This is a genomic window from Kordia algicida OT-1 (assembly GCF_000154725.1).
GTDB classification, from domain to species: Bacteria; Bacteroidota; Bacteroidia; order Flavobacteriales; family Flavobacteriaceae; genus Kordia; species Kordia algicida.
The window spans coordinates 766,650-781,880 of sequence record NZ_DS544873.1 but is presented as its reverse complement, the minus strand read 5'-3'; the positions used below and the strand labels follow the sequence as shown (position 1 = coordinate 781,880).

Genomic DNA, 15,231 nt, shown 5'->3' with positions numbered 1-15,231 from the left:
AATTGTTAGATTGTTAGATTGTTAGAAATTTACAATATATGTGTGTCGCATACTATTTTTGTTACTCTTTCAAAATAATTTCAATCGCTTTTTCTAAAACCTCATCTTTTCCTTCCTTAATTCCTTTGATGGTTGGTTTTACCTCAACATCTGGCACAATACCAATTCGTTGCGTTTCTCCACCATCTGGATAATACACGCCAATTCCTGATATTGATGTTCTTAAACCGCCTGGCAACATTATGGTTGATACGTTTCCGTCTGCACCCGCAGTTGTACTTCCTACGATAGTCGTGTTTTCTCCTGCGCGAAATGCCATCGCCGTAAATTCTGCATGACTTTGAGAAGCTTCATTCACCAAAACAACCAATTTCCCTTTGTACATTGATCTGGATTTTGAAATTTCATATGCTTCTGTCATTACAAATTCACCTGGATTTTTTTCATTCATTCTACTAAACTTCACAAATTCTGTAGGTTCTGAAACAAAGTAAGAACCTAAGTAGTATAAAATAGATTCCGCTGGATAATTGCGAATGTCAATGATGATTCCTTTTGTTTTTTTGAATTGCTTTTTGATTTTAGAAATATCGTCAACTGAAATGGTTTCCAACGTTACATACCCAATATTGTTGTCTAATAATTTGTACGATGCTTTATTACTTTTTGCATATATATTTAAGTCTCTAAAGCCATACAACGGAAGCGTATGTTGTTGTGTTTTCCCGTCTGAAACATACGTAATTGCTATTTCTTTGTTTGGCGAACGCAACATACTTTTTGCCATATTCCTATCTTTTGTAGGTTCGTTGGAAGCTGGATGATAGTCGTGACGTTCTTTTTTAATTTCTTCAACTGTTTTGCCATTAATATGTGTAATGACATCGCCAATTTTTACTTTAGAAACTTCTTTATACTCTGGATTGTAATATTTTGTAACCACCAATTTATTTTCAACAAATGCAACTTTAAATGGTGCCGTATTACTTCCTAATATTGCTTGAAATTTATCATTTCCACCCCACAAACCTGCATGCGTATCTTGTATGTCGCCAATAAGACGAAGTGCCGCAATTTCATATTCCAATTCGGTTGATGCGTTGATAAATGTTGGAATGTATTCTTTTAAAACGGTACTCCAATCTTTATCTGTTAAATATTTGTAAGGAAAATAATAGTGAATCATATTCCAATAACGATACAGCGTTAATAAACGGAAACCTGCATCTGGGTAATTCATCTTTGCATAGGGTTTTTCATTGATGAAGTTCGGATTATTTACTTGCCGAACAGATTTTATATAATAGTGATCTCCCTGATATCGATTGTTATAAATATAGCGAAGTTTTGCTTTTAAGCTTGAACCAATATTCAGTTCATCCATCCAAGCCATATCTGGTTTTAGAATGGCTTTTTCATCAGTTTTAGCACAATCTGAACATTTTTCTACAGCTCCAAGTCTTGCAATCCAACTGAGTAAAATTTTATCTCTTTCACCTTTGACTTCTGCATTTAAAAAAGTTGGCAATATTCTAAATAATTCGTAATCCCAATTATATTCACCTTTTCCAATTGCAGGATGATGATATTTTAAAAATCCCCATACTTTTCCCAACACTTCCAAATCGGCAATTTTAGTTTTTGTCAACTCAGAAAATGTTACTTTAGAACCTTCATCAAAAGCAGTATCTAAGCTAGCTTTATATACTTTCTTTTCCTTTTTTTTAATCTTTTGGATATCTTTTCCATCAATTTTTAAGACAAAATCATCAAACCAAGCTGTTCCTTTTCCTGATAAAATTCCTGCTATATAAATATTTTCTGCGTCATCAGGATACGGTAAAGTAATGGTATACTTTTTCCAACCAAGCGTTCCTTCTATTTTTTTGTTTTGCATGTTATCAAAGACTAATGTATTGCCGTTTCCATCAATCCGCAACATCAAACCTGCAAAGCCTCTTACGTTTTCAATTTTCATGTATCCCGTAAGCCTGATATAGCTTCCTTCGTAATTCGCTGGAATTTTGTACGCAACACAACCAAAATTACCTTTTCCATCTTTAGAAGTTACTTTCCCTGCAATATCACCGGAATGTGCAAGATCACTTTTTGTGACAGGTAGTGTTCCCCAAGCGAACCAATTGTCTGGCAATTTTTCTTTTTTTTCATTTTGTTCAAAATCCAGATTAAGATTTAGTGTATTGGCCGTTTTTTGTGCAGTTGCAAATTCGTTTCCGCAAAGAAAGAGTAATAGAAATACTAGGAATTTAGTTTTCATAATCAATGGTTAAAGTTTTTTTCGTTTTGTATGATTGGTTTTTTGATGCGCTAATCTCTTTTATTTTCAAATAATAGCTGAATATAAAAAAGAGGCTTCGTTTTTATATTTGATAATTTTTGTGAGGGAAAACGAATATACTTAAAAATGTAAAAACTGTTTTGAAATTAACATAGCTTTAAACATTTTACTAGACCTGTTTAGTTTATTTTTTTAATTGCTTCCATGCTTCGTCTGAAAGTATGTCTGAGAGTTCTAAAATTACATTTTCTTTATCAGGATATTTTTTTCCATACGCACCAAACCAATGCCTTTTGCATAATACGTAATTTGGTCATGAGTGTATTTCTCACTCGTAGAAGCTATTTTATACGTATACGTTTCTTTAAATTTTAAAACGTTGTGTGTTTTAGTATTGATCGTGAGTGTTTCCTCTTTTATAAATTCGCGTGTTTTTATAAGAATAATTTTCCCATAATCTTCATCCATAAAATAGGCTGAATAGGTGTATGGTTTTTTTGTACTCCATAAATACACATCTTTTTTTATAGGCTTGCGATTGTATTTTGCAGATTTTCCTCTCCTATTTTTCGCTACAAACGAAATAAATTTTTCTAGTTGTGTGCCTTTATCGGTTATTTTTTCCCTAAAATATTCATACTTCTCAAAATTTGAATGAAATGCTTCTGTAACCAAAGTACTGTCTTGTACATTGTAAGTGAGTTTCCAATATTCTGTATCTAATGGATTTTCCTTAGCTGAGTACACATAAATTTTACTTTCTTTTAAATTTTCTAGCGGAAAATAATAGCTTTTTGCACTTTCGTCAGAAGTAAAAAGTGTACCAAAAATGACAATTAGAATGTATTTCATTGTTTTCAAATAATTAAGAGAAAATAAACAATTTCTGTTAGCATATTTATGATAAAAACCTCAACCATTATGATTGAGATTTTTTAGATTATACTAAAACATTCCTACTTCTTCTTCGACTTTTTTATCGCTTGTTTAATATCTGCAATGATGTCTTTTCGTTCTTCAATTCCTACAGAGAAACGAATTAAACCATCGGCAATTCCTTGTTTTTTGCGTTCTTCTGGAGTTAAAAGCGCGTGTGAGGTTTGCGTCGGACTCAACATAGTACTTTCTACTCCAGCCAAACTCATGGAAGGTTTTATCAGTTTTAATGATTTGAAAAAAGTGGCAACATCGTATTCAGGGTTTAATTCAAATGACATCATTCCACCAAAACCTGACATTTGCGATTTCGCCAATTCGTAGTCTTCATGTGATCGCAATCCAGGATAATATACTTTCGCTACCGCAGGATGTTTGTCTAAATAACTCGCCAATTTCAGAGCATTTTTGTTTTGCTCTTTCACACGAATTCCCAAGGTTTTCATGCTTCTTTCTAACATCCAAACTGTAAAGTCGCTTAAACTTCCACCAAGGTTTTTTCCTAGTTGAAAAATACGATTCATATGTGCTTCGGAAGCAGCAACAGCTCCAGCCAAAATATCACTGTGTCCGCCAAAATACTTCGTCGCGCTGTGAATAATAATGTCAATTCCCATCGTAGCTGGCAACTGATTTACAGGACTTGCAAAGGTATTATCGATCATGGAAACCAAATTGTGTTTTTTAGCTAATTTGGCAATTTTTCGAATGTCTGTAATCTTCAGCAACGGATTAGAAGGCGTTTCAATATAAATGACTTTTGTGTTTTTCTGAATTGCCTTTTTGAAATCTTTTATATCTAAACTTTTCGTAAATGTATATTCAATTCCGTATTTGTCAAATTCTTCCAATACCAAATTCATCGTGCCGCCATACAATGCATTTTGCAATACAATATGATCTCCTTTGTGTAAAAACGCGAGCAAACTTGTACTTATCGCAGCCATTCCACTACCAAAAATCATGGCAGCTTCCGTATGTTCTAACGCTGCAACTTTTTTTGATAATGCTTGCTGATTTGGTGTATTAAAGTAACGTGGATACCGTTTTTCATCAATATCTTCAAATGCATACGAACTGCTCATATATAGTGGCGATACCGCTCCTTTAAATTGTTTGTCTTGTACTTCTCCCGTATGTGTACAAACGGTATTGAGTCCTAATTTTTTATTTTTCACACGTATAAAATTTAGTAATAATTGTGTTGTTTAAGAAGTGATTTTTATTGGATTATCTTGATGTTATTTCCCTTCAATCCAAGAAATAATACTTTCGTCGTTTGGTAGTGTTTGTGGCGCGATTACTTTTTCTAATTCACCATTTTCGTTGATTAAGTACTTTTGAAAGTTCCATGCAACTTCCGAGTTTTGCAATCCGTTTTGTGATTTTTGTGTTAGGAATTGATATACTTCGTGCATGTCTGAACCTTTTACGGAGATTTTGCTCATCATCGGGAAAGTGACACCATAATTGGCTTTACAAAATTTAGCAATCTGCTGATCGCTTCCTGGTTCTTGGGCACCAAAGTTGTTTGCAGGAAAACCAACAATTGTGAAATTTTTATCTTTAAATGTTTCGTACACATCTTGCAATTGCTCGTATTGTGGCGTTAATCCACATTCGGAAGCTGTGTTGACAATGAGTACTTTTTTTCCTTTTAAATCAGCTAATTTAAAGTCGTTTCCAGCGATATCTTTTACTGTAAATTGATGAATTGATCCTTTTTCCATAGTTTTTTCGGGTGTTGTTTTTGTGGTAGTTACTTGGTTTGAAGCTGTTTCTTTTACTTTTTCCTTTGGTTTTGATGTACAACTTACAATACATAAAACAAGTACAAGCGTAAATATTCTCATTCTATTTTTGTTTTTTGTAAAAATACGAAAGTATTTAGTTAATTTTATAGATAAATCATCTTTATGGACACTGAACACTATATTACTGTTGTAGGTTTTATTGTCACTATATTTATTTTTTACATTGGACAACGAAATCAATTAAAAGCACTTGAAAGACAAATTCAAACGCAGTCAGACGAAAATAAAGTACAACATCTGCATTCATTTCAAAATTCTTTTTGGCAAAAGCAACTTGATCTATATGTAAAAGTGACAACAGCTGCAGCTGAACTTACGCAGTTTGAACTAAATTCAGAATCTTATAAAAACAGTCGCAAAAATTTTTATACTTATTTCTGGGGACCAATGTCTATTGTAGAAGATAGTAACGTAAAAAAAGCAATGGAAAATTTCTCTGAAAGTCTTCTTAATTATGAATCAAATGTTTCTAAAACATCTTTAAGAAATTTAGAAAATCACTCATATCAACTCGCACAAACTTGTAGAAACTCATCAATAAAACGTTGGGATTTGAAAAGTTTTGAATTAGAACCCGATAAAGAATAATTGAAACTTTCTAAATCACTTCGGTATCAAATTTCCAAAAATCATGATTGGGCAGCGATGCTTCAAAGGTTTTTTGCTCTTTAGTTTCAACATCTTCAAAAGTCAATTTCCAAGCATGGAGACAAATAGAAAGTGATTTGTACGATACATCAGAACCGTATTTAGAATCTCCCACAATAGGAAGCCCGATGTTTGCCAATTGCGCGCGTATTTGATGAAATCTGCCTGTTTTTGGCTTTACAGCTAAGAGATAACCAATATTATTTTTACCAATTACTTCATACGAAAGCATACAACTTTGTGCCTCTTTTGATTTGGTTGTAACAATTTCTGCTTTCTTTTCTTTGTTATTTTTTATGAGAAAATTGACTAAATTTCCTTTGCTCTTGGTAGGTTTATTTTTAACAATTGCCAAGTACGTTTTTTGAACTTTTCGACTGCTAAATAATTTATTAAAAGCAACCAGAATGCTTTTTTTCTTAGCAAGAATTAACACGCCACTTGTGACACGATCTAGTCGATGAATGATACCAACATACGGTTTTCGCTTGCTTTTTAGAATATGTTGAAATACCTGATCTTCAACCGTAACAGCTTCATACGGACTTTTTTCACTTATCAATCCTGAAGCTTTATTTACAACAATATAATCCTTGTTTTCGTGTATAATTTCAAGCTTCGACATTTGTGATTCCGTTTTCAAATTTCAAAAGAATTTTTATGTAATAAAGTGAAACTCGCGTGTGATTTAACGTCGTTTTTTTCTAGGCTTGCGTTTCTTCTTTGAACGAGAATGGTGCGCAGGAATCGCATTGTCAAACGTATTATTTACTTTTTTCGGTTTGATGCTTTTCCAAGTATTGTTTTCTTCTTCAGGAACCAATGCTTCTACCAAATCTTTTCGACCTAGTTTGCTCAAGGTTTTTCGAATCCAACCTCTATTTTCCTTTTTATACCAAAAGAAAAAACGATGTTGTTCTTCCTTTTCTTTCCTAGATTTTGGCGTTTTCGTCGGTTTTAATGTATACGGATGATATCCACTGTAATAAATAACTGTGGCAACTGTCATCGGAGTTGGTGTAAAACCTTGTACTTGCTCTAACTGAAAGCCCATATTTTTGGTTTCCGCAGCCAAATTTGCCATATCTTCTACTTCACAAGCTGGATGATTTGAGATAAAATAAGGAATCAACTGAAGCTTTAATTTCTTTTTGATGTTGATTCTATCAAAACGCTCTTTAAATTTATGGAAATATTGAAACGACGGTTTACGCATCAACTTTAACACAGGATCAGAAGTATGTTCTGGTGCAACTTTTAAACGTCCAGAAACATGTTTGGTCATCACTTCTTCTGTGTAATCATCCAATTCCTTCGGATCTGCATTTTTATTAAATTCTGGCACTAACATATCGTGACGAATTCCACTTCCAATAAATGATTTTTTTACTTTTGGATGACTGTCTACCGCTTGATATAATTCGGTTAATGGTTTGTGAGATGTATCTAAATTACTGCAAATTACAGGCGAAATACACGAAGGCGCAACACATTTATCACAGATAGATTGAACCTTACCTTTCATTTGATACATATTTGCCGATGGTCCGCCAATATCTGACAAATAGCCTTTAAAATCAGGCATACTCGCAACTTTATCAACTTCTTTTAGGATAGATTCTTTACTACGACTTGCAATAAATTTTCCTTGATGTGCCGAAATCGTACAGAAACTACAACCACCAAAACAACCACGATGAATATTTATCGAAGTTTTAATCATTTCAAATGCAGGAATCGGTCCACGTTTATTGTATTTTGGATGTGGCAAACGTGTGTACGGTAAATCGAAAGAAGCATCAATCTCCTTTTCGGTCATGGTAGGATATGGCGGATTTATCACCAATGTTTTCCCGTTGACTCCTTGAAAAATTCGTCTTGCTTTGAGTTTGTTAGATTCTTGCTCTATAATTTTAAAGTTAGAAGCAAATTTTTTCTTATTCTTTAAACATACTTCATGCGATTCAATTTCGACATCATCCCAATTTTTATTTTTAGGAATACTTTCATTCTTGTGTACCAAAAAAGCCGTTTGCTTGATTGTTCTCAGACTGGAAAAAGGCACTCCTTTTTGCAATAGTTTTACCACTTCTCGTAACGGTTGTTCTCCCATTCCATACACCAACATATCTGCTTTAGACGTTTCTAAAATAGTTGGCATTAGTTTATCGCTCCAATAATCGTAGTGCGTTACACGACGTAAGGAAGCTTCAATTCCTCCAATTAATACAGGAACATCTGGAAATTTTTCTTTTAAAATATTTGAATATACAGAAGTCGCATAATCTGGTCGAAATCCTTTGTCTCCATTTGGTGTATACGCATCTTTATCTCTACGTTTTTTACTCGCTGTATAATTGCTCACCATCGGATCCATGCAACCGCCCGTGACTCCAAAAAATAATTTTGGTGTTCCTAGTTTTGTAAAATCTTGTAAATCATCGTGTACGCTTGGTTGCGGAACAATGGCAACTTTAAGTCCATAACTTTCCAAAATACGACCAATAACAGCTGGTCCAAATGAAGGATGATCTACATACGCGTCTCCGCTAAATAGAATGACATCTAATTCTTCCCAACCACGAATTTTAACTTCGCGTTTCGTTGTTGGTAACCAATCTGAAAGTTTATTTGCTTGCATAAGACTGCAAATATACGCTTATTAGCGTTATAACTCAATATTAAAGCATTTCTGTAGAGATTTGCAGCAAAAATATTTTCCTTTTAGTGTTGCTTTCTATAAATTAAGAATTCACTATTTTTCAGCATGAAACGAAAATTTCTGTTCCTTTTTATAATTCTTCTTTGTGGTGTAGGTTTGTTGAAACTTTCACAACATGTCAATCTGAATCCTTTTCGAAGCGTTGGCGAATCCATAGATGCTTTCAATAATGTAACAGTTTTTTATAATGGCGCTGTAAATCATGTAGAGAAACGAAATGTAACGAAAGATGGATATAATCTCGGATTGGAATTTCAATGTGTAGAATTTGTAAAACGCTATTATTACGAGCATTTAAATCACAAAATGCCTGATAGTTACGGACATGCCAAAGATTTTTTTAATCCGAAGGTTAAAGACGGAAAACGCAATGTGCAACGAAACCTGATTCAGTATACCAACAAAAGTATTTCGAAACCAAAAACAAACGATATTGTAGTGTTTGAAGCTTCTTGGTACAATCGTTTTGGACATGTCGCGATTGTCACAGAAGTTTCCGAAAACACAGTAAGCATCATACAACAAAACGCAGGACCATTTGGCGATACACGCGTTTCGTATGACTTAATTCAAGAAAATAATCGTTGGAAAATTCTAGATAAAAAAATTGTAGGTTGGTTGCGAAAAGAATAATTTAGTCAATATCTTTTTCATCAGAATCGTCTTTTTTAAAGAACATTTCCGCAGGCATTCCTAGGATTTTAGATCCTTTTGGAAATAAAAAAGCAAAAAACACACAACCAATAATAATAATAATAATAGCGATAATAAAAATAGTTTTCATATCATTATTAGTATGCAAAATATCTAAATTGTGACAAAAATAATATTTTTAAAGTTCCCACATACTGAATAAGAGCATCTATGAAAGACAAATACGTAAAAGAATTTAAAGATAAATCACAAGAAGAATTGTTGGAAATTATCAAAAATCCAAGTCAATATAACAGTTACGAAGTTGATGCCGCACACGAATTGTTACGAAAGAAAACCGCAACGTTTTCAGAATATCAAGAGTTGACAGGCGTAAAATCTGCTGATGATGAAAATGGAAATATCTTTTTGACTGTTTTAAAATGGATTGGCATTATCCTTTTCTTTCCGCTTTCATTAGTCGTTGTTGGTTATTATAAGAATAAAAAGGCAAAGAAGGAATATTACGCTAACAATCGTCCGCAACATGAGAGATAAAAATCGTATTCCGAAAATTTTAGAAAAACTTGAAGAAGTTTGGGAAGCAAATCCTGATTTTAGATTAGGACAATTACTTATGGTTGCTGTACGACCAGAAAATCCTTGTCCTGAAATGTTTTATGTTGAAGATGATAAATTACTAGAAAAGTTGATTGATCTTGAAAGTAAAATCAGTCCAAAAAAATCAAAATAATTACTACAATTGCACATGAATATGATCGTCATGACGAACTGCGTGACAACCATGAAAACGTATTTTAGAACTTCTCAAATGCATCCGCGCTTTTAAATGTGGTTCAATAAAAATCTTCTTTATTTTTGAAGAAGCTGTCAATTTCTGAATGAACGTTTTGGTTCGCGTTTTATCAAATACATAATTTCCTTTTTTGTATTGCGGGACTATTTTTTCCAAAAAACTATATTGAAAGTATCCTTTTTCCGCACAAAATTCAGGCATATTTTCCTCTTTTGCTGTGGGCGATTCGCAAACGCCGTAACCCAACCATGACGGACTTCCGTTTCTGTATTTTTTTGTAGTTGCATCTGTGTAATAAAAAGCCAAATCGATTTTACGTCCGTCGTTATGACTCCAATGTGGCAACAATGGAAATTTTTTACCCAACGGAAAACAGCCATCCAAATAATACGTTATTGTTCCTGGAAATTCGTTTTGCATTGCGGTTGCTTCTGCAAGTAACACATCGTACAAATCTTCAGCTACATAATGCCGATTCATCAAAAAAGTATAGGCTCGTAAAGGTTTTAAAGCTGTATTTGTAATAGGAAGTGGTTTTCTACCATATAAATTTCTTGCCAAACTAGGAATCAATATGAATGACCAAACACTATACAATGCCAAAAACAATCCAATATTTGTTATTTTTTTCTTCCAGCCATTCAATTTTATATAACGCTTCAACAATAAATATAGTACATACACAACTCCGCCAACTTGTGTGAGTATCGTAAGTAGAATTACTATCAAAATGTGAAGTAAAATGCGGGAAAACTTCATGCAATCAGTTTGTTATAATTGTGACAAAAGGTAATAAAAATAATGCTTCTATCATTTTTCAACACTTTTTTAAGACTTATTTTTAATATATTTCTGAAAGGTATTTTGGGTTTTGGGTTTTGGGTTTTGGGTTTTGGGTTTTGGGTTTTGGGTTTTGGGTTTTGGGTTTTGGGTTTTGGGTTTTGGGTTTTGGGTTAAAATATTTACTTCCAGTATATTTCAAAGTGTAAACTGTTAAACTTATAAACACATAAACCTTTAAACCATTAAACTTCAAATACCAAGTGAAATTAAAGTCTGCAAACGTTGTACTTTTTCCGTGTTGGTTTCAGTAAAGTTCTTTACTGTATAAATGGCTTTTGGGATTTCGAATTTGGCAAAATCTTTAGCGCTTTTTATAGTTTCCAACAAACTCGAAGCATCAACTGTTTCTTGAGCATCTTCTATGATAAGAATGAGTTTTCACCCAATAGTTCATCATCAATTGAAGCAATATAATAGCGCGTATTGATAAACGTACTCAATATCTCACTTCTACTTCGCTCAATGAACGTTATTCGAGTATTATTAAAATCTTTTTGAGATTTGCTTAATGAACTGGTTTTGCGTTTTCATATCAATTCATTGCTTTTATTATTTTTTTAGAATGCTGTCTAGAGCTTGAAAGTATTCTGGATAATCAATTAGGTTGTTGTGTAAACCTTCTTTTATTGTGTAGCATTTTTTGAAATTGCTTCCTGATTTTTTGTAGAGCTTTTGTCCATGACTGTACGGCACTACTTCGTCATCTGTTCCGTGTATGATATGCGTAGGCATGGAGATTTCTTTGATGTTTTTATCGTTTTGGAAAGGATATTTGAGCAACCATTTTAATGGTAAGAACCAAAATTGCTTGCGTGCGATGTCTAAAACATTGGTAAAGGTAGATTCTAATATGAGTAGTTTTGCTTTTCGCTGCTTTGCCACATGTGTTGCGAATGCGCCGCCAAGTGAACGACCAAATATGATTGTTTTTTCTGGAGTGAATTTTGTTTGCGCATAGTCATAGAATAGTAATGCATCATCTAGCATTTTTTTGTGACTGCGTTTCCCCATGCTTTTCCCGTAACCGCGATAGTCCATGATAACGACATCATAGTTGTATTGAGTTGAAAGTTGTTCTGCCCATTTTCCCCAATAATCTATGGTTCTAGCGTTTCCGTGAAAATAGAGTATGATTCCTTGTGGGTTTTCTTGTTTGTAGTGTAATCCGTGTAGTATGGCATCATCAGTAGCTTTTAGGTATAGCTCTTCAAAGGGAAGTGACGACGTAAATACGTGATCTTGTGGCAATACTTCGCTTCGAAATATGATTTTTTCCTGAAAACCTACTAACATACTTGTGATGAATAAATATATTGCAATGATAGTAAACCCAAATGTTTTTAAATACTTCATTTATGTTTTTTTTCTTCTGAAATTGAGGCTGGAATTTTTTGGATCTATTTCTTTTGGCAGTTCCGAATGTAATATTTCTTCTAGAAAACGATGGTATTGTGGGTACGTGTGTAAGTTATTGTGTCCGCCATCAATCACTGGATATAGTCGTGTCCATTTTGGATTTATTTTGGATAGTTTTACGCTGGTTTTGAATGGAATGAGTTTGTCGCTCGTGCCATGAATGATTTTTATGGGACATTTTACATATTCAATCCAACGATAGGTTTTTACAGGAAATCGCAAAATGAGCGACATTGGCATGATAGGTAAAAATCGTTTTGTAATGTGTTTTACACTGTAATATGGTGCATCTAAGATGAGCAATCGTGGATTGTTGCTAGAAGCTAGTTTTGTAGCAAAGCCAGAACCTAATGACCTTCCGTAAAGTGTGATAAATTTTTCATCAACTTGTTCTTTGAGTCGATCGTATACGTATTGCAAATCTTTTTTGATTCCTGCTTCAGTTCGTTTTCCCGTACTTTTTCCGTAACCACGATAGTCTACCATGAGCACATCAAAACCGTGACGTGTGAAATCGACCGCAAATTTCCCCCAACCTTTTATACTTCTAGAGTTTCCCTTGAGATATAAGACAACTCCTTTTGGTTTGCGAACTTTGAAATGGATTCCATTGATGTTTACACCTTCATCAACTTCTATGTTATATTCGTCAAAGATTTGGTTTTCATAGTCAAATTTAAAATCACTTGGTAGTTTTTCAGCTTTGAAGATAAAGCGTTCTTGCAAAAAGTATAGCACTACATTTGCTATGATGTAGATAAATATAACGCTCACAATTCCTATTGCCCAATATGACATGTATGCTTTTTGTTTTGAAGCTTTAAGATAGGAAAAGTTTGTGAAACTGCTGAGAAGAAATCTGTATTGACAGAAAAAGCACCTGATTTTGCAAGAATCAAATGCTTTTATTTTTTTTAGTTTGGACTAATTTTTGGTTTTTAACAACCCATTAATGATCCAAGAGCATGACAAGCAACTTGTAAACTTTGCGACTGATTTCCCCTAGTAGTATCGTTTGTATTACAATCTTCGCAACTATAATTGGTTTGACATGTTTCTGTTGCTTGACAGGCATAAGTTTGCGGTATAGAATCAGGATTGGATTCCGATTCTGTGGTTGTAAATGTATCGGTTGTATTGATTCCTCCTATTTGTTTTCTTAATAAGTTGAGATTCGAAATTTTGTTTTTTCTTAATTTTAACGATGCTAAATTCTTTTTCTTCATTAGAATACAATTTAATGTTAGGAATGTAAAGAAACTAAAAAAACGAGTGTTTTCAGGAGTTTACCATTGATAGTTTATAAACTATCAATCAATTTCTAAGTCTTCTCGCAGCTTTTTTAGGTATTGTGACGGATAGATTCCTGTTTGAGATTTGAATGCTTTTGAAAAAGTTTCTTGTCGTTTGAAACCGAATTCTTCCGCGATTGCTTGTATGGTATATGAACGCAATTTTTCATCATTTTTTAAACGAATTAGTGCCGCATTGATTCGTAATTCGGTAATGTATGATTTGAAGGTTTTGTTTTTGTAATTGTTTATTACATTGGAAACATAGGAAGTGTTTGATTTTACTTTTTCCGCAACATAGCTTAAACTACAGTGTATTGATAAGTATTCTTCTTTCGCTTCAAATTGCGCTAGTTTCTCTAAGAGTATCGCTGCTTTTTTGTCGGTAACTTTTTCAGAAATGCTGGTTCCTGTTTTCTGATTTTCTTCTTTTTGTTTTTCTTGTTGAGTTTCTAACTGTATTACTTTTTGCAAGACCGCTTCTGCCCTTTTTTGAATACGTTTTACTTTTGTTCTGTAGAAAATAAAACTTCCTATAAGCAACATGAGTAATAGTGCAGAGATAATATATAATAGCTTTTTACGTTTTTCTTCTGCTTCAAATTCTGCCGAAAGCACTTCCAATTTGTCATTTATTTCTTCAATATCATGTTTGGTATGAATGGTTGAGACAACCTCAACATGTTCTTTTCGTTCTTTTTGTAACAATCTTTCTTGCGCTTTGTAATGAAATTTCGATTTTTTACCATTACCAATTTTAGAATAATTTAACGCAAGTAACGCATGCAATTGTCGTTCGTTAGAGAAGACTTTTTCAGATTTTTTGAGAATTTCATAAAACTTTTCAAGGTACATTATAGCTTTCGAATGATTTTCGAGCGCATCATAATTTTTCCCCATGTAGAAATATGCTGTTGATAGTAAAACGTCGTCGTTTTGTTTTTCGGCGTGAGCTATGATTTCGTTGGTTAATTGTATGCTTTCTGAGTGTTCTTCTTTTTCAAAATAAATAATCGCTTTGTTCATTAAAAGAAGGTAATAATCAATTGTATTTTCTTTTTTTGAACATATTTCTAAGCCAAGATTGTTGTAATATTCTGCAGATGCCAAATCATCTTCATTTTCATTATTGAGCTCTTGTTTTCTTAAATATGCATCACACAACTTGCTATACAACGAAATTTTATCATAATTTTTCTCTGCTGTACTAATGTTCAATTCATCTAAAATGTTTAAACTTTCTTTATAAATTGCAATGGCTTCATCATAAGCTTGATTCAATTGTTTGATAAAAGCAATGTTGATTAACGCCTTGAGTTCGTTACTTTTATTTCCACTTAATACCGCATAATCTTTCGATTTTATTTGTGCTTCGAGCGCTTTGATGTGTTCGCCCATGATGGTGGCTATGTTTCCTTTTTGACTATAAAGTCGGCTCAGCAACGAATAGTTTTTTGTAGATTTTGCCAATACTGTTGCTTCTTCAATGTCTTGTAAAGCTTCTTCGTTTTTGGTTACTAATGATTTGCTATAGGCTTTTTTAGACAATACATCAATAATTTTGATGGTGTCGTTTTCCTTTTTAGCGATTTTATATGCAACATTTAGATAGATGAGCGATTTCTCCGGGTTTTTATTGATCGTTTTGAAGAAATTTTGATGGAGCTCTTCATACGATTTTGTCGCTAAAGAATCCGGTTGAGCATTCGCAAAGATACTTCCGCAAAGGAAAATAAGTAATAGATATATTTTGAAAATTGAGGAACAGCAATACTGCTTAAAATTCAACATAAAGTCATTTTATATATAGA

At 33.2% G+C, this 15,231-nt stretch carries 16 protein-coding genes; 4 read left to right on the top strand and 12 right to left on the bottom strand.

Going from position 1 to position 15,231, the window contains the following annotated elements; genetic code table 11:
• Window positions 1-61 precede the first annotated feature (61 nt).
• The 4 genes from KAOT1_RS03485 to KAOT1_RS03470 all read right to left on the bottom strand — a co-directional run bounded on the left by KAOT1_RS03485 (window position 62) and on the right by KAOT1_RS03470 (window position 5,088).
• The gene (locus tag KAOT1_RS03485) at window positions 62-2,278 is read right to left on the bottom strand and encodes a S41 family peptidase (protein WP_007093314.1); all 2,217 of its coding nucleotides are present in this window, start codon (window positions 2,276-2,278) and stop codon (window positions 62-64) included.
• 261 nt (window positions 2,279-2,539) lie between these two features.
• On the bottom strand, window positions 2,540-3,151 hold the full coding sequence (locus KAOT1_RS03480) for a hypothetical protein (protein ID WP_007093313.1): 612 nt from the start codon (window positions 3,149-3,151) through the stop codon (window positions 2,540-2,542).
• A 104-nt stretch (window positions 3,152-3,255) separates the two neighbouring features.
• The gene (locus KAOT1_RS03475; RefSeq protein WP_007093312.1) at window positions 3,256-4,413 is read right to left on the bottom strand and encodes a trans-sulfuration enzyme family protein; all 1,158 of its coding nucleotides are present in this window, start codon (window positions 4,411-4,413) and stop codon (window positions 3,256-3,258) included.
• A gap of 63 nt (window positions 4,414-4,476) precedes the next feature.
• Entirely contained in the window at window positions 4,477-5,088 is a 612-nt protein-coding gene (locus KAOT1_RS03470) for a glutathione peroxidase (protein ID WP_007093311.1), read from the bottom strand.
• A gap of 63 nt (window positions 5,089-5,151) precedes the next feature.
• Here KAOT1_RS03470 and KAOT1_RS03465 point away from each other — a divergent pair, with 63 nt between their 5' ends.
• Window positions 5,152-5,637, top strand: coding sequence for a hypothetical protein (locus tag KAOT1_RS03465; RefSeq protein WP_007093310.1), 486 nt, complete (start codon window positions 5,152-5,154; stop codon window positions 5,635-5,637).
• Window positions 5,638-5,647: 10 nt separating this feature from the next.
• Here the strand turns inward: KAOT1_RS03465 and KAOT1_RS03460 are convergent, their stop codons facing one another.
• Window positions 5,648-6,322, bottom strand: a complete 675-nt coding sequence (locus KAOT1_RS03460; protein WP_007093309.1) for an RluA family pseudouridine synthase — start codon at window positions 6,320-6,322, stop codon at window positions 5,648-5,650.
• 63 nt (window positions 6,323-6,385) lie between these two features.
• On the bottom strand, window positions 6,386-8,338 hold the full coding sequence (locus tag KAOT1_RS03455) for a YgiQ family radical SAM protein (protein WP_007093308.1): 1,953 nt from the start codon (window positions 8,336-8,338) through the stop codon (window positions 6,386-6,388).
• 126 nt (window positions 8,339-8,464) lie between these two features.
• Here KAOT1_RS03455 and KAOT1_RS03450 point away from each other — a divergent pair, with 126 nt between their 5' ends.
• Window positions 8,465-9,052 (top strand): CHAP domain-containing protein, encoded by a 588-nt coding sequence (locus KAOT1_RS03450; RefSeq protein ID WP_007093307.1) that lies wholly within the window; start codon window positions 8,465-8,467, stop codon window positions 9,050-9,052.
• 1 nt (window position 9,053) lies between these two features.
• Here the strand turns inward: KAOT1_RS03450 and KAOT1_RS22680 are convergent, their stop codons facing one another.
• A complete protein-coding gene (locus KAOT1_RS22680; protein WP_007093306.1) occupies window positions 9,054-9,203 on the bottom strand; it encodes a hypothetical protein in 150 nt (49 codons plus the stop codon).
• Between the two features lie 80 nt (window positions 9,204-9,283).
• Here KAOT1_RS22680 and KAOT1_RS03445 point away from each other — a divergent pair, with 80 nt between their 5' ends.
• Both KAOT1_RS03445 and KAOT1_RS03440 read left to right on the top strand, forming a co-directional pair.
• Window positions 9,284-9,610: a hypothetical protein gene (locus tag KAOT1_RS03445; RefSeq protein WP_007093305.1), complete on the top strand. Its 327-nt coding sequence runs from the start codon at window positions 9,284-9,286 to the stop codon at window positions 9,608-9,610.
• Window positions 9,600-9,806, top strand: a complete 207-nt coding sequence (locus KAOT1_RS03440; protein WP_007093304.1) for a hypothetical protein — start codon at window positions 9,600-9,602, stop codon at window positions 9,804-9,806. The genes KAOT1_RS03445 and KAOT1_RS03440 overlap by 11 nt, the downstream gene beginning before the upstream one ends.
• A gap of 3 nt (window positions 9,807-9,809) precedes the next feature.
• On the opposite strand, the gene KAOT1_RS03435 is transcribed toward KAOT1_RS03440, so the two are convergent.
• From KAOT1_RS03435 to KAOT1_RS03415, 5 genes are all read right to left on the bottom strand, one after another.
• Window positions 9,810-10,628, bottom strand: a complete 819-nt coding sequence (locus KAOT1_RS03435; RefSeq protein ID WP_007093303.1) for a hypothetical protein — start codon at window positions 10,626-10,628, stop codon at window positions 9,810-9,812.
• A 633-nt stretch (window positions 10,629-11,261) separates the two neighbouring features.
• A complete protein-coding gene (locus tag KAOT1_RS03430; RefSeq protein WP_007093300.1) occupies window positions 11,262-12,065 on the bottom strand; it encodes an alpha/beta hydrolase in 804 nt (267 codons plus the stop codon).
• Window positions 12,066-12,926, bottom strand: coding sequence for an alpha/beta hydrolase (locus tag KAOT1_RS03425; RefSeq protein WP_007093299.1), 861 nt, complete (start codon window positions 12,924-12,926; stop codon window positions 12,066-12,068).
• Between the two features lie 140 nt (window positions 12,927-13,066).
• Window positions 13,067-13,354: a hypothetical protein gene (locus KAOT1_RS03420; protein WP_007093298.1), complete on the bottom strand. Its 288-nt coding sequence runs from the start codon at window positions 13,352-13,354 to the stop codon at window positions 13,067-13,069.
• 84 nt (window positions 13,355-13,438) lie between these two features.
• Window positions 13,439-15,211 (bottom strand): AraC family transcriptional regulator, encoded by a 1,773-nt coding sequence (locus tag KAOT1_RS03415; RefSeq protein ID WP_007093297.1) that lies wholly within the window; start codon window positions 15,209-15,211, stop codon window positions 13,439-13,441.
• Window positions 15,212-15,231: the final 20 nt, after the last annotated feature.